General features: G+C 61.8%; 13 protein-coding genes. 3 read left to right on the forward strand and 10 right to left on the reverse strand.

Annotation, left to right across the window (positions count from 1 at the left end):
- Window positions 1–28: 28 nt before the first annotated feature.
- From BFP95_RS06635 to pbpC, 5 genes are all read right to left on the reverse strand, one after another.
- A complete protein-coding gene (locus tag BFP95_RS06635) occupies window positions 29–586 on the reverse strand; it encodes a DUF4136 domain-containing protein (protein WP_065874277.1) in 558 nt (185 codons plus the stop codon).
- A gap of 45 nt (window positions 587–631) precedes the next feature.
- The gene (locus BFP95_RS06640) at window positions 632–1,234 is read right to left on the reverse strand and encodes a DUF4136 domain-containing protein (RefSeq protein ID WP_065874278.1); all 603 of its coding nucleotides are present in this window, start codon (window positions 1,232–1,234) and stop codon (window positions 632–634) included.
- Between the two features lie 24 nt (window positions 1,235–1,258).
- Window positions 1,259–2,008 carry a methyltransferase domain-containing protein gene (locus tag BFP95_RS06645; RefSeq protein WP_065874279.1) on the reverse strand — a complete coding sequence of 250 codons (750 nt, stop codon included), beginning with the start codon at window positions 2,006–2,008 and terminating at the stop codon, window positions 1,259–1,261.
- The gene (locus BFP95_RS06650) at window positions 2,001–2,309 is read right to left on the reverse strand and encodes a MazG-like family protein (protein ID WP_010567659.1); all 309 of its coding nucleotides are present in this window, start codon (window positions 2,307–2,309) and stop codon (window positions 2,001–2,003) included. The genes BFP95_RS06645 and BFP95_RS06650 overlap by 8 nt, the downstream gene beginning before the upstream one ends.
- A 151-nt stretch (window positions 2,310–2,460) precedes the next feature.
- Window positions 2,461–4,773 (reverse strand): peptidoglycan glycosyltransferase PbpC, encoded by a 2,313-nt coding sequence (gene pbpC, locus BFP95_RS06655; protein WP_083224210.1) that lies wholly within the window; start codon window positions 4,771–4,773, stop codon window positions 2,461–2,463.
- Between the two features lie 141 nt (window positions 4,774–4,914).
- Between pbpC and BFP95_RS06660 the strand changes: the two genes are divergently transcribed.
- Complete coding sequence (locus BFP95_RS06660; RefSeq protein WP_049710209.1) at window positions 4,915–5,208, forward strand: hypothetical protein; 294 nt, start codon at window positions 4,915–4,917, stop codon at window positions 5,206–5,208.
- Between the two features lie 52 nt (window positions 5,209–5,260).
- Here BFP95_RS06660 and BFP95_RS06665 read toward each other — a convergent pair whose 3' ends face one another.
- Complete coding sequence (locus BFP95_RS06665; RefSeq protein ID WP_065909642.1) at window positions 5,261–10,159, reverse strand: alpha-2-macroglobulin family protein; 4,899 nt, start codon at window positions 10,157–10,159, stop codon at window positions 5,261–5,263.
- Between the two features lie 192 nt (window positions 10,160–10,351).
- Between BFP95_RS06665 and BFP95_RS06670 the strand changes: the two genes are divergently transcribed.
- Complete coding sequence (locus BFP95_RS06670; RefSeq protein WP_065909645.1) at window positions 10,352–11,695, forward strand: MATE family efflux transporter; 1,344 nt, start codon at window positions 10,352–10,354, stop codon at window positions 11,693–11,695.
- A 127-nt stretch (window positions 11,696–11,822) separates the two neighbouring features.
- Here the strand turns inward: BFP95_RS06670 and speA are convergent, their stop codons facing one another.
- The 4 genes from speA to BFP95_RS06690 form a co-directional block, all read right to left on the reverse strand.
- Window positions 11,823–13,736, reverse strand: a complete 1,914-nt coding sequence (gene speA / locus BFP95_RS06675) for an arginine decarboxylase (RefSeq protein ID WP_065874282.1) — start codon at window positions 13,734–13,736, stop codon at window positions 11,823–11,825.
- A gap of 142 nt (window positions 13,737–13,878) precedes the next feature.
- Complete coding sequence (locus BFP95_RS06680) at window positions 13,879–14,250, reverse strand: translation initiation factor Sui1 (protein ID WP_017849660.1); 372 nt, start codon at window positions 14,248–14,250, stop codon at window positions 13,879–13,881.
- Between the two features lie 89 nt (window positions 14,251–14,339).
- Window positions 14,340–14,876, reverse strand: coding sequence for an NUDIX hydrolase (locus BFP95_RS06685; protein ID WP_065879936.1), 537 nt, complete (start codon window positions 14,874–14,876; stop codon window positions 14,340–14,342).
- A 2-nt stretch (window positions 14,877–14,878) separates the two neighbouring features.
- Window positions 14,879–15,946, reverse strand: coding sequence for a DUF2333 family protein (locus BFP95_RS06690; protein ID WP_065874284.1), 1,068 nt, complete (start codon window positions 15,944–15,946; stop codon window positions 14,879–14,881).
- 299 nt (window positions 15,947–16,245) lie between these two features.
- On the opposite strand from BFP95_RS06690, the gene BFP95_RS06695 reads away from it, so the two are divergent.
- On the forward strand, window positions 16,246–17,916 hold the full coding sequence (locus tag BFP95_RS06695; protein WP_065874285.1) for a response regulator: 1,671 nt from the start codon (window positions 16,246–16,248) through the stop codon (window positions 17,914–17,916).
- The last annotated feature ends 8 nt before the right edge of the window (window positions 17,917–17,924 follow it).

A 17,924-nucleotide genomic window follows, 5' to 3' on the forward strand; every position in this document is an offset into this window, starting at 1 on the left:
ATTTCCCACATTGAATCTGTGCTGGGTTTTAGTGGGGTGGGTAGCTGGAGAGGATTCGGGTGATCGTGGTGCGGATGGCGTTGTTGCGGTCCTGCGGGTTGGGCGAGCTGGCCATCATTTGTTCGTCGCTGCCGCGCCAGACCAGTTTGCCGTCTTTGCCGTCAAGCAGGTCGATCTGGAGGGTGGCGACTTTGTAGGTGATGTTGCGGGTTTCGTTGTACATCGGCGCGCCCCAATAGCCGTTCCATGGGCCGCCCCATGCACCACCATAATTGGTGGTGACTTGTTGCTGGCGGTCTTCGACGATCAGGTAGGCCTGTACACTCAAGTCGGCCTTGCTGCCCGGTGCCGCGGGGCGCAGGCCGCGTTGGTCGAGTTGTTCGCCCACTGCCTGACGGATGCGTTGTTCGGTGAGGTCGCTCTTGATACGTGGGTCATCCGGGCGATATTGCAGGGCCGGGTCTTTCCAGGCCCAACTGCGGTAGGCGCCGAAGTCCCGGCTGGCATCAAAATCGTGGTTGACCTGGCTGGTCTGGCAACCGCCCAGCAACATGACAACTGCGAGCAAAGCGATACGACAAAACATGGTTTTTCTCCAAAAAGCGACCCGCGCTCAAGATGAGAATAGCTGTTAACTCGGAGGATACGCCGTCATTGCCTTTTGCACCGCCTGGCGCAAGGCATCTCCCCGTTCACTGAGGCTGCCCTGGCTGCTGGTTTCCGCGCTGGCACTCCACACCGGCTGGCCCGTGCGGGCATCGAATAGATTGACGCGCACCACCACGACCTGGACTTCATAGGTGCGTACGATCGGCACCGAGTTGTACATGCCGTAGCCATTGCCATAGCGGTTGTAGCCGCCGTAACCGTAGCCATAGTCATCCTGGACTTGCTTGAGGCGCTTCTCCTGACGCACATCGGCGCTCACCAGCAGGTCTGCCGGGCGGTTGTCGTGCAAGGGACGCAGGCCGCGCTGGTCAAGCGCGCCGCTGACCGCTTCGGCAATTTGCGCCGAATCCGCCCAGGCCGTGCCCGCCGGGAGCTGGCCATTGCGCCACGCCCAGTTGCGGTAGGCGCCGTAGTCGCGCACGGGCGCGGGATAGGCGCTGGCATCAAAGGTATTGGCTGCCTGCGGCGGCGCCGGTGGAATCGGCGCCGAAGCGGAGACATAAGGGTTGGGGCTCGAACACGCCCCCAAGCCGAGAGATAACAGGATCAAACAGAGACGACGCATTTCGACCTCCGCAGACTGAGCCGTTTAAACCGGACGGCAGACCCAGTGCAAATAACGCCCAAGTCCGGCAAAGCTTGGGTGACGACGGTGAGCGAGTTCCATCTCCAAAAGGTCCTGCAAATCCGCGCGGGCCTGGAATTCCACCGGCATATAGTCATGGAATACGCGAACGCCACTTTGGCTTTCGACCTGCCAAAGGCCTTCGAGTTGCGCCGCCAACTCACGTGGATCGAGCGGCTGCTGCGGGGTGAGACTCTGCTTTTCGCCGGCCATGTCGTTCTTGCGCATTTTGCGGAAGTGGCCTTTAAGCAGGTTGCGGTAAATCAGCGCATCGCGGTTGTAGAACGCCAACGACAACCAGCCGCCAGGCACCGTGAGCTGGTGCAGCATCGGCAGGATCGCATGAGGTTCGGCCAGCCATTCCAGCACGGCGTGGCACAGCACCAGGTCGTAGGGTTCGGTGAGTTGGCCGAGCAGGTCTTGCCAGGGCGCATGGATAAAGGTCGCGGTCTGCCCGGCGTCGGCAAAACGTTGGCGGGCGCCGTCGAGCATCGGTTCAGCAGGTTCCGCCAAGGTAACCTGATGACCTTGCTCGGCCAGCCACAGCGACATGTGGCCCAGGCCTGCGCCGATATCCAGGACTCGCAAGGGGCGTTTGGGCAGGGCTTCGGTGAGGTCGGCCTGGAGCACCGCCAGGCGAATCGCGCCTTTGGCACCGCCGTAGATTTTTTCGGCAAAGCGCGTGGCCAGTTGGTCGAAATGACGATCACTCATGGGCAAACCGCCGTTCGCTGTCGGCCAATTTGGCGCGCACCACCTCGTTCATGTCCAGGCCCAGTTCGCTGCACAGCAACAGCAGGTACAACACGATATCGCCGACTTCCTGGCCAGCGTGGGCGAGTTTCTCAGCCGGGAGCTGGCGCGATTGGTCTTCGCTCAGCCATTGGAAGATTTCCACCAGTTCGGCCATTTCTACGCTGGCGGCCATGGCCAGGTTTTTTGGGCTGTGGAATTGTTTCCAATTATTTGTATCGCGAATGCGGTGCAGGCGTTCGGTGAGGTGTTCGAGGTTCATGCGGGGGCTCCTGAAGGTGGGTAGCTTCGGGGGGATTGGCGGTTAAGGCAAGTGAATCTCTGGTGTGCTTGAGGACGCCTTCGCAGGCAAGCCAGCTCCCACATTGGAATGGGTTTGCAAATCAAAATGTAGGCTTGCCTGCGATAAGGCTCTAGTCGATGACGCTGAATTCCAGGCGGGCGGTTTGGCCGGCTTCGTCGAGGACGCTGAGTTGGTAGCGGCCCAGGTGTTCGAAGCTGGCGTTGATGAAGTCCTGGTTGGCGCTGTCGCCCAGTGGCGCGCCGTTGAGGAACCACCAGCGCCGGCCACTGCCGCCGAGGGCGGAGATTTTCAGGCGCAAGGTTTGCTGGCTGGCGGCGGGCAGGCGCAGTTGGTCGCCCTCGCGTACGCCAACGATCGACAGCGGTGAAGACGCGGCCAGCGCCGGTGGCGGGCAATCGGCGTCAGCGGGCGGGATGCGTGCTTCGCGGCGTTCGGCCCTTGGCAGCCAGGGTTCCAGGGGCGCAGGCCACAGGGCGATGTTTTTCGGCTCCGCACCCGGGCAATGGGCGTCGACCCGCAAGCCTTTGGCATTGACCCATACGCTTTCCATCAGGCCCACGCTCAACGGTTGGTCCAGTGCCTGCAAGGTCGGCGGCGTGGTGTTGTCCAGCGTCCAGGCGAAGCGCTGGCGGCGGCAATTGGGGTCGCTGCGGCTCATGGGCTGGCCTAGTGGCCAACAGATCGCTGCCACGCCGACATTGGCGGGCACCGGTTTGACCGGCGCGCTGATGCCGCGCTGGCTGTCGCGGTTGCTCAGTACGTCGTGCACCTGCAACATCAACGGCGCCGCCGAGGCCAGCCCGAACTGGCCCGGCACCGGCGTGCCGTCCGGGCGGCCGATCCACACGCCGATCAAGTAACGCGGCCCCACGCCAATCGCCCAGGCATCACGAAAGCCGTAGCTGGTGCCGGTCTTCCAGGCCAGGACCGGGCGTTGCACCAGCTCGGCACGCGGGTCGCGGTCGGGACGCGCCTGGCCGCTGAGTATGCGCCGCACAATCCAGGCGGACCCTGGCGACAGTAATGGCCGCTCCCTAAGCGCATCGTCCGGCTGTAATCGAATAGTTGCACTCCTGCCGTCACGGGCGAAGGCGCTATAGCCGCTCACCAGATCTTCCAGACGGCTGCCTGCGCCGCCCAGGATCAAGGCCAGGTTCGGCTCGGCCAACGCCGGCAACGCCAAAGGCACCCCGCCGATACGCATCTCGGCGGCGAACCGCTTCGGCCCATAGGCTTCCAGCAACTGTACCGCCGGCAGGTTGAGCGAACTGGACAGCGCCGTACTCGCCGGCACTGCGCCGGTAAAACCCATGGAGAAGTTGCCCGGCCGGTAATCCCCGTAACGCCGCGGCACGTCCTGCAGCAGGGACTCAGAATGAATCAGCCCGTCATCAAGGGCCATGCCGTAGAGAAAGGGTTTCAAGGTGGAGCCCGGCGAACGCAGTGCGCTGATCATGTCCACATGGCCAAAACGCTTGGCATCATTGATGTCCACCGAGCCGAGGTAGGCGCGTACCGCCATGGTTTCTTCCTCCACCACCAGGATCGCGGCGGAGGTGTGCTCCGGCAAGCGTGCACGCCAACCCAACAGCAGGTCTTCGAGGCGGCGTTGCAGGGTGGCATCCAGGGTGGTGCGGATCAGCGGCGGGCTGTCGGGGCGGTTCAGGCGGCGCGCGAGCAGGGGCGCCAAGCTCGGCTCCAGGCGCGGGGCGAGCAGCAGCGGTTCCTGCAGGGCTTCATCGACGGCGGCTTGCGGCCACACCTTGAACTCGCCAAGACGACGCAGCACTTTGTCGCGCGCTTCCTGGGCACGCTGCGGGTGACGGTCCGGGCGCAATCGGCTGGGCGCCTGGGGCAAAACCGCGAGCAAGGCGGCTTCGGCATGGGTCAATTGTGATGGAGACTTGCCCAGATACGCCCAACTGGCCGCCGCCACGCCCTGCAATGTTCCGCCAAACGGTGCGCGATTCAGGTAGAGGTTGAGGATTTCCTCCTTGGACAGGTGCCATTCCAACTGCGCCGTGCGCCACAACTGGCGCAACTTGCCGTGGAAGGTGCGCGAATGCGGATCCAACAACCGCGCCACCTGCATCGACAACGTACTGCCCCCCGACACCACACGCGCCCCGGTCAGGTTCTGCCAAGTCGCCCGTACCAGCGCCAGCGGGTTTACGCCAGGATGCTGATAGAACCAACGGTCTTCATAGGTGAGCAACGCATCCAGGTAATACGGCGACACTTCGCTGGTTTGCACGGGATAGCGCCACACCCCATTCGCATCGGCAAACCGCCATAACGGCGTGCCATCCTCAGCCAACACCACCCGCGCCAAATCATCCTGGGGCAACGGCAACGGCCAAACCCGATCCGCCCCCCACAACAACACCACCACCAACACCACTGCCCCCAAAGCCCAGCGCAGTAAATGTGGGAGCGTACACCCGCAAATGACGCAACTTAATCGCAAATTCAACCGAGCAAACCTCTATGCTTGTAGGGAACTAGCCTCTCGCAATAACAACCAAAGACACAGATACGCCCACCTCTTCATCAGGACACACACATGCAGGTAGAAAGCTTTTTCGAATGGCTGGGCCAGGCGCTCGGTTCCATCATCCGCTTTATCGTCGACGGCCTCAGCGGCCTGTTCGGTGCCCTGACCAACGCCGGCGGCAACTTCGTCGAAGGCCTGTCCCGCACCCTGGGCATGGACACCTCGATCATCAGCATCATTACCCTGATCATCGGCCTGCTGTTCCTGTATTCCGCCGTACGCGCCTTCATGCGCGCCTCGGTCATCATGGGCATCATCTGGCTACTGCTCGGCCTATGGCTCCTGAGCTGGGTCGTCCACTAACCCTACAAACACCTCAACCCCCCTGTGGGAGCCAGTCCTGCCAGTTAGGTTATCAGCGCCCCTTGATCACCAAATCCGCCGGCGTCTCCCCCACCGCCTGCCAATTCGGTCGGTACATCGACTCCACCTGCGGCGGTGGTACGCGATAAGTCCCCGGTGTCACCGCCCGCGCCAGATACAGCAGGTGCGTGGTGCCAGACCCCTCCAGATTAATCGCCGCCACATACCGATCATCCCTGAACTCCTGATGCTTGAGCGACGCGTTCTGCATCGACTCACGCCACTCCTTCACTTGGCTGCTGGCGTTCTCCAGGCTGGCAGCACTCTGCGCCAGGTTCTGGTTTTCAAGCTCCAGGCCAGCGGGCAGCAAATCCACCACCAAGGCATCCGGCACACGTTGCTTGGCACCGACCGCCAGATGCACCAGCACCAGATCCCCACTGTTGAGGCTACGAAGATTCAACGGCTGGCCATTCATGCCCAGGTACTCACGGCGAATGCTCAGGTTGTCGCCGCCGGCAGCCGGTGGCAGCTGTGGATAACCCGAGATCGTCAGTTGCTGATACACCGGCGTTTCGCCCTGATTGCTCAAGGTCAAATCACTGGAAAGCAGCTTGCCTTCCAGCGCCAGCGTCGATTGCTGATTATTCAACGCTTGCACACCGCCACTGCCGGTCAGCGACACCTGCCAGTTCGAATCCGGCTTGGCGAAACCGAGGCGCCCCGCCAGGAACAGCGAATTACGCTCCTGGGTCGACAGATACGGACTGGCCGCCAGTTGATCCGACAGCGTGAACAAGCGCTCCTCACGCTTGCCCTTGGCCAAATCGTTTTCTTCCAATAACGCCAGGATCATTGCCTGATCGCGCAGCGGGCTGCCGTAATCGGCCAACCATTCATTGGCATTGCGCTGCGCCGCCAGCCCGGCCAGCAAGGCTTGATCGGCACGCGGCTGGTCGCCCATCTTCTGCAACGCGATAGCCAACTGCACCAGCGGCAACCCGGAGCGGGCGTCGCTGCGTCGTTCAAAGATGCTGCGCAACGCGCCCAACGGTGCCTGCTGACTGCGCGCCAAGACCATACCGGCGTAGGCCTGCACGGCAAAGCGCGTGTGATCGGCGTTATCGCTGTAGTCGACATCGATCAGGTTGCGCTCCTGCACATAACGCAGCAGGCGCTCGCTGGCCTTTTTCAAGGCTTCAGGCGGTACCGCAAAACCCTGATCTCGGGCGCGCAACAGGAAGTCGGTGACATAGGCCGTCAGCCAATATTCTTCTTCACCATCGGCGCCCCACAAACCAAAGCTGCCGTTGTAGCGCTGCATGCCCAGCAAACGTTCAATGCCCAGCTCGATCTTGCGTTTGCGCTCGCTGTCCGACTCGCCCTTTATCGACAGGCGCTTGAGCAACGCATCGTCCGCATACAGCGATGGGTACAGGCCGCTTGCCGTCTGTTCGAGGCAACCGTAAGGGTAAGCCTTGAGTGCACTGATCTGCGCACCGAGGTTCAACGGCGGCCGGCTCGACAGGCTCAGCAGGGCCTGGCGCCCCGAGGTATCGAATTGATCCAGGGTACCCGGGGGCAGGCTCCACGGCTGATCCTTGATTACCGCGCGATAATGCTTCAGCAGTGCCGGATAGGCCGGCCGCACGCCCAAGGTCCATTCACGAGTGAACGGCGGCAGGTGCTCACCTGGCAAGTCCAGCCCATTCACGGTCACCTTGACCTTGCCCTGCCCCAACCCGCCCCAGGCTTTTACGGGGATGCGCAAGGTGGTGCGTTGGCCTTGTGTCAGCTCGACGGTTTGCGCGCCGCTGTTGACCAATTCCAACTGCCCCTCGGCAGTCAGTTGCACATCAAGCTTCTGCGCCTTGCCCGACAGGTTGGACAGGTCCAGCGCTAACGTTGTCTGGTCACCACCGGCCAGGAAGCGTGGCGCCGACAGTTCGGCAATCAGCGGCGCGGCAATCACTGTCTTGGCTTCGGCCATGCCATAGCGGTCATCGCTCCAGGCCTGGGCCATCAGGCGCAGTTCGCCATTGAAGTCGGGAATATTGACGCTGACTTCGCCTTCGCCCTGCTCATTCAACGTCACCGGCGCGCTTTGCAGGGCGACGATGGTCACACTGGTATCCGGGCGTTTGCCGCCCTTGGCCAGCGCCGCATCACCACCAAACGCCAGGCTGGCCAGGCGACCCTGGCCGGCCTCGATCAACTGGCCGTAGATATCGAACTGGTCCACGCCATACGCCTTGCGGCCGAACAGGCTGGAATACGGGTCCGGCGTCGGGTATTCGGTGATGTTGAGGATGCCCACGTCCACCGCCGCCACCAGTACGTGCACCTGTTTCGGCACGCTGCCATCGGCATTTTTAGCCGAGATCTTCACCGCCAGCGGTTGTTTGGGGCGCATTTTTTCCGGCGCAGTGAGGGTCACGCCCAGTTTGCGCTGGGTGCGATCCAGCGGCAGGTGCAGCAGGCCCACTGCACGTTTGGGGGTGATATTGGCTTTACGCTCGCCTGGGCGAATCACCAGGGCACTCACGTACAAGTCATGCCGCGACCATTTCGGGTCGAGCTTCACGGCGAAGCTTTTGCCCTCGGCAGGCACGTCGATTTCCTGCCACCACAGCGGCCCTTCGGCGGACTCCACCAGCAGGTAGCCTTTACCGGCTGCCGGTGGCGTGACGGTGACATTGGCGGTGTCACCATCGCCATACGCGGGTTTGTCCAGCGCCAGCTTGACCTGATCGGGGCGCACAGCACCGCCTTCGGTATTGTCCTGGGCCTGGTAGCCGGCCCAGAAGCGCAAGCTGCTGACCAACCCCGTCTGCGGGTCTTCGACCTCGACGCGGTACGGGCCCCACTCCACCTGGAAGCTGACCTTGGCGGTGTCGCCAGCCTTGATAGTCAGGGTCTGCTCGTCAAGGTTGAGGAATTTCTCGTTGAAGTGATAGCTCCAGCCATCGTTCTCGGAGTAGTTCCAGTAGTAGTCACGGCGCTCGCGCACCAGGCGTACCTTGAGGTTTTGCGCGGCGAGTTTCTGCCCATCCTGATTGGCCAGCAGTACTTCAAATTCCGCCGGGCCATCGCCATTGGTTTCGGTGCCGTCAAACAACCCACGCAGGCCCGGAAGCTGCTCGGCGGGCCAGATCGGCTGCACCAGACGCCGCGTGATCGGGCGCCCGCCGGACTCTTGCAGGCTGGCTTGCACGATCAATTGCAACGGCGACTTCGCGTCGGCCCACTTGCTTTCCAGGGTCAGCGCTTCCTGGCCCTTGGCGTCGAGCACGCTTTCATCCAGTTCGAAATCCTGGCTCAACTCTTCTTCGGTAACAGAGCCGAACTGGTAGCCCGGCAATGACTTGACCGCTTCGCGCAACGGGCGCACATAAACCTGACCACTGACGCGGTTGCCCGATGCTGGCGCACCGTACAGGTAACGGCCGTTAACCTGAATGACCGGGTTGTCCGCGGGGCTCAGCGCGGTGTCGCTGCCCTTGAGTTCCAGCGCCAGGCGCTCGGGCAAGAAGTCTTCAACGAGGAACTCATACAACTGCGGTTTGCCATCGCCCAGGTCGAATACCAGCTGCCAGCGCCCAGTCGGCGCTTCGCCGGCCAGTTGCAGCTGGTATTGATAAAGACCGGAGGCATCCGCATCCCAGACGAATTTGCGGCTCACCTGCTCGTCCGGGCGACGCACTTCGACGCTCACCGGCTGCGGTTTGACGGCATTGCCGTCCTTGTCCCGCAACAGTGCATTGAGCAGTACCGTTTCACCGGGGCGATACAGATCACGCGGGCCGAACACAAAGAACTGCAAGGGGTGGGAAGGCTGGCCGCCAATGTCGAATTCGGCCAGGTCCAGTGCAGCGCTGTCGAGGCGCAACAGACTGGTCTGTTCACCCTGCTTGGCCAGGAGCACCTGGGCCTTTTTCGGCAGCGGCAATTCAGCGTGGCCGCCCTTCTCGGTCTTGCCCTGGCCCAACACACGGCCCTCGGCGTCGAGTACTTCAAGGTCAACCCCATCCAGTGCCTTGCCGCCTTCCAGCGCCTGGGTAAACACATCCAATCGGTTGGCGTAGCGGTGCACCGACAGGCCAATGTCACTCAAGGTGAACAGCGTGGCCGGTTGCGAATAGTTGTAGGTGCCCGACGCACGCATCACCGCCAGGTACACGCCCGGCTGCTGCAGTTGCTTGAGGCCGGCGATCGGCAGTAAAAGGGTTTCGCGAGTGTTGCGCGCCGGGTTCAAGTCGAAACGGCCACCGTAGACCAGGTCGGCCAGCGGCAGCAGTTCGCGGGACTCATAACTTTGCAGGCTGGTATTACGCCCCCACTGCGCCAGGAATGACGGCAAGGACTCGGGCTTGATGCGGAAGAACTCGACGTCGATCTTGTCGACGTTCAGCGCAATCACCGGCAGGCCTTCTGCCAGGCGCGTCGGCAACAAGGTGCCACGGCTGGCGAAGCCGACAGTGGCTTGCAGGTCGCGGGTTTCCAGACGGGCGATGTACTCGGCGGCGAGCGTTTTGTCGTTGACCGCCTTCACCCCGGCATCCACCGTGAGCACCAGTTTGCGCTGTGGCTCCAGGTGGCGAAGGCGCAGCTCCATGAGGTTGTCGGAGATTTCCCAGGCGCCATCGACCTTGCCGGACTTGCTGTCCACCAAGTGCAATTTGTCAGCGAATTTCTGATCGGGGTCCAGCGGAATGGAAAAGCTCACCGACAAGGTACTGGCCCCATCGAGCTGCACTTCAGACACGTCCACCACGCTCAACTCACGCCCGGCGTAGCGTTGCTTCAGCGCCGCCACATCCACCGCCGCTTTAGCCGGCTTGGGTACAACCGTTGCCGCCGCAGGCGCGGTCGGGGCAGTCGGTTTATCGGAAGAATCGCAGGCGCTCAGCAGGGCCAGCGCGCAGGCCAGGAACAATCCTTTGTTAAGCATGAGGCACTCGTAGTGGGAGGGACCGAAGGACTCACTATATATCAGCCCGAGTGGGGCCGATGAGGTGCTGGTCACATTGACCGACGGGAGGATGGTTTGGTTCTAAGGGCCTTCCAGACCAAGCCAAATCCCACATTGGTTCCGCGGTGTCATGGAGGGACAGTTACAATACCCCTCCCCAAAGGAGCCCTCATGACCACCCTGCTCACCGACTGGCGCCACCGCCCCACCCACCGCCGCGTCTGGGCCCTGGCTGCGCCGATGATCCTGTCGAACATCTCGGTGCCGCTCGTAGCGCTGGTCGACAGCATGGTCATCGGCCACTTGCCCCACGCCCACCAACTGGGTGCCGTGGCCGTCGGCGCCAGCCTGTATACCTTCCTTGCCTGGGCCATGGGTTTCCTGCGCATGGGCTCCACCGGTTTCGCCGCCCAAGCTGCCGGGCGCAATGATGGGGCAGCGCTGCGGCAAATCCTGCTGCAAGGTTTGCTGTTGGCACTGGGCCTGGCGATGCTGCTCGGCACCGTGGGCATCCCGCTGAGCCATCTGGCGCTGGAGTGGATGCAGCCCTCCCCCGAGCTCAATCAACTGACGCAGGATTTCTTCCACACCCGCATCTTCGGCCTGCCCGCCGCGCTGGCCAGCTACGCGCTGGTCGGCTGGTTCCTCGGCACACAAAACGCCCGCGCGCCGCTGGCGATTCTGCTGACCACCAACCTGGTCAACATCGCCCTCAACCTGTGGTTCGTACTGGGCCTGGATTGGGGGGTGGTCGGCTCCGCCCGCGCCTCGGTCATTGCCGAATGGACCGGCGCCCTGCTGGGCCTCGCGCTGACGCAAAAAGCCCTGCGCGCCTACCCCGGTCACATCGCCTGGGCGGCACTGAAGCTGTGGGAAAGCTGGCGCCCGCTATTGGCGGTCAACCGCGACATCTTCATCCGCAGCCTCGCGCTGCAATCGGTGTTTTTCATGATCACCGTACAAGGCGCCCGCCTGGGCGACGCTACCGTGGCCGCCAACGCGCTGCTGCTCAACGGCCTGTTGCTGACCGCCCACGCCCTGGATGGGTTGGCTCACGCCGTCGAGGCCCTGTGCGGCCACGCCATCGGCGCCCATGACCGCCCAGCGCTGCGCCGTTCGCTGGTAGTGGCCGGCGGCTGGTCGCTGATCGCCAGCGTCGGTTTCGCGCTGCTATTCACCGTCGCTGGCCACTTGTTTATCGCCATGCAGACCGATATTCCCAGCGTACGCGAAACCGCCGACATCTACCTGCCTTACCTCGCGGTATTGCCGTTGATTGCGGTGTGGAGTTACTTGCTGGATGGTTTGTTTATCGGCGCTACGCGCGCGCGGGAGATGCGCAATGGGATGCTGTTGACGGTATTGCTGACATTACCTGTCGCATGGATGTTGCAAGGCTTGGGCAACCACGGGCTGTGGATAACCTTCCTGATGTTTATGGCGGTGCGCAGCCTGACGCTGTGGGCGATTGCCTGGCGTTTAAATCGGCGGGGGTTATGGCTAGGTAGCAACTGAAGAAATGAGATCCAAATGTGGGAGCGGGCTTGCTCGCGAAAGCGGTGGGTCAGTCAACATTTTCGGTGACTGACACTCCGCTTTCGCGAGCAAGCCCGCTCCCACATTAGATTGATGTCAGCTCAGATTACGAGGACAAGTACGAAGACCGCGTCAGCCCCAAGCGCAACGCATCCAGGAACTGAGTACGCTCCGACGCACTGATCTTCGCACTTGCACACTTGTCGCGGTAATGCGTCATCAACTCTTCCGGCGACAAGTGCACATACCGCAGCATGTCTTCGATTGTGTCGTGGGTCTCGATACCCGCGCTGTACACCGACCCATCTTCACGCTGGTAGATGTTCACCGAATCGGTGTCACCAAACAGGTTGTGCATGTCACCGAGGATTTCCTGGTAAGCGCCCACCAGGAAGATCCCCAGCAAGTAGTCCTCACCTTCGTTCAAGGCGTGAACCGGCAGGCTGGTCTCGATGCTCTGCTCATCGACGTACTGCTTGATCTTGCCGTCGGAGTCGCAGGTCAGGTCTTGTAGCACGGCACGGCGCAGCGGCTCTTCGTCGAGGCGATGCAGCGGCAGGATCGGCAATACCTGGCCGATGGCCCAGGTGTCCGGCAGGCTCTGGAACACCGAGAAGTTGCAGATGTACTTGTCGGCCAGCTTGTCGTTGAGTTCGTCCAGCACTTGGCGGTGTGAGCGCTGGCGGGCTTTCAACGAGTTGTGCAGGCGACGGCACACGGCGAAGTAGCACTGCTCGGCCAGGGCTTTTTCGGCCAGGGTCAGCTTGCCGTCGGCGTACTGGGTGGCCACGTCGCTCATGTAGTGAGTGGCGCGCCAGTAGGTCTCGGTGACCATCTCGATGTCGGTCGGGCCGAGCAGGTCCACCAGCCATTGCACGGTTTCCGGCAGGCTTTCTTTGTTTTCGATGGTCGGGATTTCGTCGTTGTGTTTCTCGACGTCGGTGACCTGCACCACCAGCATGGCGTGGTGAGCGGTCAGGGAGCGGCCGCTTTCAGAGAAGATGTTCGGGTGCGGCAGGCTCTGCGCATCGCAGAATTCCTTGAGCATGCCCACGACCACGCCGGCGTAGTCGTCCATGTCGTAGTTGATCGAGCTGGCGTTACGCGAGTGCGTACCGTCGTAGTCCACGCCCAGACCACCGCCCACGTCGATGTGGTCCACCGGCAAGCCGAGGTTGCGCAGTTCGCCGTAGTAACGAATGGCCTCCTTGAACCCGTGCTGGTAGTCGGCCAGGTTGGCGATCTGCGAGCCCATGTGGAAGTGCAGCAGGCGAATGCCCTGGTCCAGGCCCGCCGCGCGGAAGCGCTCGACCACAGACAGCAGTTGCGCCGCCGACAAACCGAACTTGGACTTCTCGCCACCGGTGTCTGCCCACTTGCTCGACGCCAGGGACGACAAGCGCACGCGCAGGCCGACCTGTGGCTTGACCTTGAGGCTGGCGGCCTCTTCGATCACCAGCTCAACTTCGGATTCTTTCTCGATCACGATGAACACGTTGTGGCCGAGCTTTTGGCCCATCAGCGCGAGGCGGATGAACTCACGGTCTTTGTAACCGTTGCAGACGATGGTGCCGCCCTTCGGCGCCAGGGCCAGTACGGCCAGCAGCTCAGGCTTGGAGCCGGCTTCCAGGCCGATGGACACATTCTGGGTGGCGATGATGTTCTCGATCACCGCTTCCTGCTGGTTCACCTTGATCGGGTACAGCGCGGTGTACTTGCTCTGGTATTCCAGGCGCTCGATGTTCGAATCGAAGGCGCCGGTCAGCTGGCGTACACGGTCTTGCAGAATGTCGGGGAAGCGCACCAGCAACGGCAGCGACAGGCCGCTTTTACGCAATTCGTCGACTTGCTCGTACAGGTCGACGGGCGTGCTGTTCGGGCCGTTCGGACGGACTTCAACGCGACCGGCTTCATTGATCGCGAAATACCCGGCCCCCCAATGGCGGATCCCGTAAACACTGCGGCTGTCCGCAACTGTCCATTGGCTGCCATCGTCTTTGCGTGTGCGTCGTACGGACATCGAAGTCCCCTATAAATGAAGGCGAAGGCGCCACCTCTCGCAGAGGCTGGCGCAGTCTAAAGAATGAAAATGACGATTTGCCTGTGAGGGAGGTAGACCTCATTCGCAGGACAGAGTTTAGACACAGGTCGGGAAGAGGCTTTCAGCCGCCGGACTTCTTGGCCTTGTACCCGAGCTTGATCAGCTCGGCCAACAGCAATTCGACGTGATCGCCCTGGATCTCGATGACGCCGTCTTTCAACGCGCCGCCGGTGCCGCAGCGCTTCTTCAGCGTGGTGGCGAGTTCCTTCAGCGCGTCTTCTGCCAGCGGCACGCCGGTGATGGTGGTCACCGTCTTGCCGCCACGGCCCTTGCTCTCGCGTCGCACGCGGGCAATACCGTCGCCTTCGGGGATCAGGGTCTGTTTACAGGTACACGCGTCCACGGGCTGGCGACAGTCCGGGCAGTGTCGACCTGCGTCGGTGGAAAATACCAGGCCGCCCAGGGCGGCGAAGGATGCGGCTTTTTTGGCCACCGGCAATCCTCTTGGGGGATGAAAAGTGGCGCAGTGTAACGACAAAAAGCCCACTTGCTAAGGGCCAAATGGCGCCATTTCATGCAACTTTAGCGACGTGACGCCAGATAGCGTCGCAAGCCTTCCTGGGCGTCCGGGCAGTAAGGCTTTTGTTCAGCCTCCTGCAGGACTGCTTCAATCGGTAAAAAGCGCGCTTCCATGACCTCTTCGGGCTGCAGGCGCAGCGGCCCGTCCCAGACAGCGGAGTAGGATTTGCACCAGAGTTTGCTGTCACCGTCTTCGAAGTAGAAATGATCGTGTTCGGTCAGCTCCACACCGCTGACGCCCAATTCCTCCTCCAACTCGCGGGCCGCCGATAAGGCGTAGGACTCGCCCGCCGCCACCATCCCACCCGCTGCCGTGTCCCAGAAACCGGGATACATGGCTTTGCTCAGGGTGCGTCGATGCACACACAGCTCACCACGGGCGTTAAACAGGAAGATAAAGGTGCACCGGCCGATCAGGCCACGCTGGCGCAGGTCGGACCTGACAAGGGTGCCGAGCAGGTTGTCCTGCTCGTCGACCCAGCAGATCAGTTCAGCATCGGAAGCCGCGCGGTGCGCGGCCTCCTTTTGAGGAGCGTCCATCATCAACCCTGGTTGAGGAGCTGACGCAAGTCGATCACTGCAGCGTTGGCCCGGGAAATGTAGTTGGCCATGACGAGCGAGTGGTTCGCCAGTATGCCGAAGCCACTGCCATTAAGGATCATAGGACTCCAAACCGGCTCCTGCGAGGCTTCCAGCTCACGGATGATCTGGCGCACGCTGACGGTGGCGTTTTTCTTGGCCAGCACGTCGGCGAAGTCGACTTCGATGGCGCGCAGCAGGTGGGACAGGGCCCAAGCTTGACCGCGAGCCTCGTAGAACACGTTATCGATCTGCATCCATGGGGTTTCCACCACTTCTTCATCGACCTGCGGTACTTCACCCGGCGCCAGCGCCTCGGTTTTCAGAGCGGTGTTCAATTTCACCCGACCCACACTGGCCGACAGGCGTTGCGACAGCGAACCCAAACGGGTGGCGACGTCGCCCAGCCAGTTGTTCAGGTTGTCGGCGCGGGCATAGAACAGCGCACCGCGCTGATTCGGGTCGGACAGACGTGCTTCATAGCGGCTCAGGGAGTTGATGCCTTCTTGGTACTCCGACTCACTGGACGGCAGCACCCAGCTTTTGTTGTCGAAGTTGAAGCGTGGCTCGGCCTTGGCCAAATCAGCGTCTTCGGCCGACTGCGACTGGGAACGGGCGAAGTCCTTACGCAGGGCGCGCGTCAGGTCGCGCACCTGCACCAGCACGCCATATTCCCAACTCGGCATGTTGTCCATCCACAGACCCGGCGGGAAGCGGTCATTGGAAATGTAGCCACCCGGCTTGTTCAGCAAGGTGCCGACCACGGTCTTGAGGGTTTCGACGGTAGTGAACCCTACCACCATCTGCTTGCCGTCTTTTTCGGCGGCAATCTGCGCATTTTGCTGGACCGGAAACAGCGCCGGCTCTTCGCTCCAGTACCAGCCGAGCGCGCCGGTGACCAACAGGTACAGGCCGAGGACGCTCAGCAATGCCCGACTCATCAGCAGCGTACGGAAGTAGCTGCGGTTGGCCGACTTGGGCTCAGGCGCAGGGCCTTTGGCACTGCCTGCACGGTTTTTCCAGTCCAGCATGGCGATATCCTTTCAATCACTTGAGTTCATGCACTTGAATTGATGGCGTGCGTTCAAACACTCCGACCACAACCCTACCCCATCGTGCCCGCCCATGCGGGGCTTTTCGCCAAACTGGCGCACAGGGAGAGTTCGACTATAAAGGATGCACGCTTTTTCCGCTGCGCGACCACCGGGTCAGCAACTGAATAACAAGGAAGAGCAGTTTATTGACGCAAGACACTCATCCCATCGGAAAGATGGTGCTAGCATAGAGCCACCACTCGACCTCAGCATGCACCCTAACTAGTAGTCAGGATATGACCGAGCCAGAAGACCCCAGCCGTGAGCGTCTCAAGCAGCATTTTGCCCAGCGGGTAATTCATCAGGCACGTCAAATTCTTGAGATCTGGCAGCGCCTGCAACGCAGCGAATGGTCCGGCGCCGACCTCTCCGAACTCAGCGAAGCCAATTTGCGCCTGCTGCGCTTTGCCGAGCGCTTCGAACAACCCGAGCACGGCCAGTTGGCGCGGCATATCGGCGAATCACTCAAAGCAGTGGACGACAACCGTGGCCGCCTGAGCAGCCAACTGATCACCGAACTCAACCGCTTGATGCAGCGCCTGTCCCGCACCGGCCTGCGCCAGGGCGACCAGTTCGAACACACCTTTCTGCCGCCGATGCGCAAGCCGATCTACGTGATGCTGGCCGATCACGATCGCGCCGAGCGCCTGGCCAAGCAACTGGAATTCTTTGGCATGAGCGCCCAATCCCTCGACAGTGTGGCGGCATTTCGCGCGTCGATGGCCGAACGCTTGCCTTCGGCGATTGTGATGGATGTGGATTTCTGCGGCACAGGGCTGGGGCTCAAGCTCGCCGCCGAAGCCCAGGAGGGCCTGGAGCACAAGTTGCCGCTGCTGTTTTTCAGCCTCCACGAAACCGATACGCCAACTCGCTTGGCCGCCGTGCGCGCCGGGGGCCAGGAATTCCTCACCGGCACCCTGGAAGCCTCCAGCCTGCTGGAAAAAATCGAAGTACTGACCTGCGTCGCCCAGTACGAGCCGTATAAAGTGCTGATCATCGATGACTCGCGGGCCCAGGCGCTGCACACCGAGCGGCTGCTCAACAGCGCCGGCATCGTCACCCGCACGCTGATCGAACCGATCCAGGCCATGGCCGAGCTGGCGGATTTCCAGCCGGACCTGATCATCCTCGACATGTACATGCCCGCCTGTACCGGTACCGAACTGGCCAAGGTCATCCGCCATAACGACCGTTACGTCAGCGTGCCGATCATCTACCTGTCGGCCGAAGACGATCTGGACAAGCAACTGGACGCCATGAGCGAAGGCGGCGACGACTTCCTCACCAAGCCGATCAAGCCGCGCCACCTGATCACCACCGTGCGCAACCGCGCGGCCCGTGCGCGCAACCTCAAGGCGCGGATGGTGCGCGACAGCCTGACCGGGCTGTACAACCACACCCACATCCTGCAATTGCTCGAAGACTGCAGCTTTCGCGCACGCCGCGAGAACAAGCCGTTGAGCTTTGCCATGCTCGATATCGACCACTTCAAGCGGGTCAATGACAGCCACGGCCACCCCATGGGCGACCGCGTGATCAAGAGCCTGGCGCTGTTTCTCAAGCAGCGACTGCGCAAGACTGACTATATCGGGCGCTACGGCGGCGAAGAATTCGCCATCGTGATGCCTGACACCGACCTGGAATCGGCCTGCAAGGTCCTGGATGATATCCGTGGGCGCTTTGCGGAAATCCACTACCCGGCCCAGCCCGAGGATTTGTGGTGCACCTTCAGCGCCGGGCTGGTGGAACTGTGCGACGGTTCCGACAGCCTGATGATGGCCGCCCAGGCCGATGAAGCGCTGTACCGTGCCAAGCATGCCGGGCGTAACCGCGTGCAAGCGGCGCGCACATCAAAGCAAAGTGCCATCTTTTCACCTGAATTCACCGATTCGGTCATAACGCTGTAATGGAAACG

Origin of the sequence: Pseudomonas sp. 58 R 12, from assembly GCF_900005865.1 — a bacterium.
GTDB lineage: Bacteria > Pseudomonadota > Gammaproteobacteria > Pseudomonadales > Pseudomonadaceae > Aquipseudomonas > Aquipseudomonas tritici.

Bases quoted from the DNA above. Each gene is read 5' to 3' on its own strand.
- BFP95_RS06665 (WP_065909642.1), bottom strand. From the start codon at position 10,159: ATGCTTAACAAAGGATTGTTCCTGGCCTGCGCGCTGGCCCTGCTGAGC.
- BFP95_RS06695 (WP_065874285.1), top strand. From the start codon at position 16,246: ATGACCGAGCCAGAAGACCCCAGCCGTGAGCGTCTCAAGCAGCATTTT.
- BFP95_RS06650 (WP_010567659.1), bottom strand. From the start codon at position 2,309: ATGAACCTCGAACACCTCACCGAACGCCTGCACCGCATTCGCGATACA.
- BFP95_RS06645 (WP_065874279.1), bottom strand. From the start codon at position 2,008: ATGAGTGATCGTCATTTCGACCAACTGGCCACGCGCTTTGCCGAAAAA.
- BFP95_RS06660 (WP_049710209.1), top strand. From the start codon at position 4,915: ATGCAGGTAGAAAGCTTTTTCGAATGGCTGGGCCAGGCGCTCGGTTCC.
- BFP95_RS06670 (WP_065909645.1), top strand. From the start codon at position 10,352: ATGACCACCCTGCTCACCGACTGGCGCCACCGCCCCACCCACCGCCGC.
- BFP95_RS06640 (WP_065874278.1), bottom strand. From the start codon at position 1,234: ATGCGTCGTCTCTGTTTGATCCTGTTATCTCTCGGCTTGGGGGCGTGT.
- BFP95_RS06690 (WP_065874284.1), bottom strand. From the start codon at position 15,946: ATGCTGGACTGGAAAAACCGTGCAGGCAGTGCCAAAGGCCCTGCGCCT.
- speA (WP_065874282.1), bottom strand. From the start codon at position 13,736: ATGTCCGTACGACGCACACGCAAAGACGATGGCAGCCAATGGACAGTT.
- BFP95_RS06635 (WP_065874277.1), bottom strand. From the start codon at position 586: ATGTTTTGTCGTATCGCTTTGCTCGCAGTTGTCATGTTGCTGGGCGGT.
- BFP95_RS06685 (WP_065879936.1), bottom strand. From the start codon at position 14,876: ATGGACGCTCCTCAAAAGGAGGCCGCGCACCGCGCGGCTTCCGATGCT.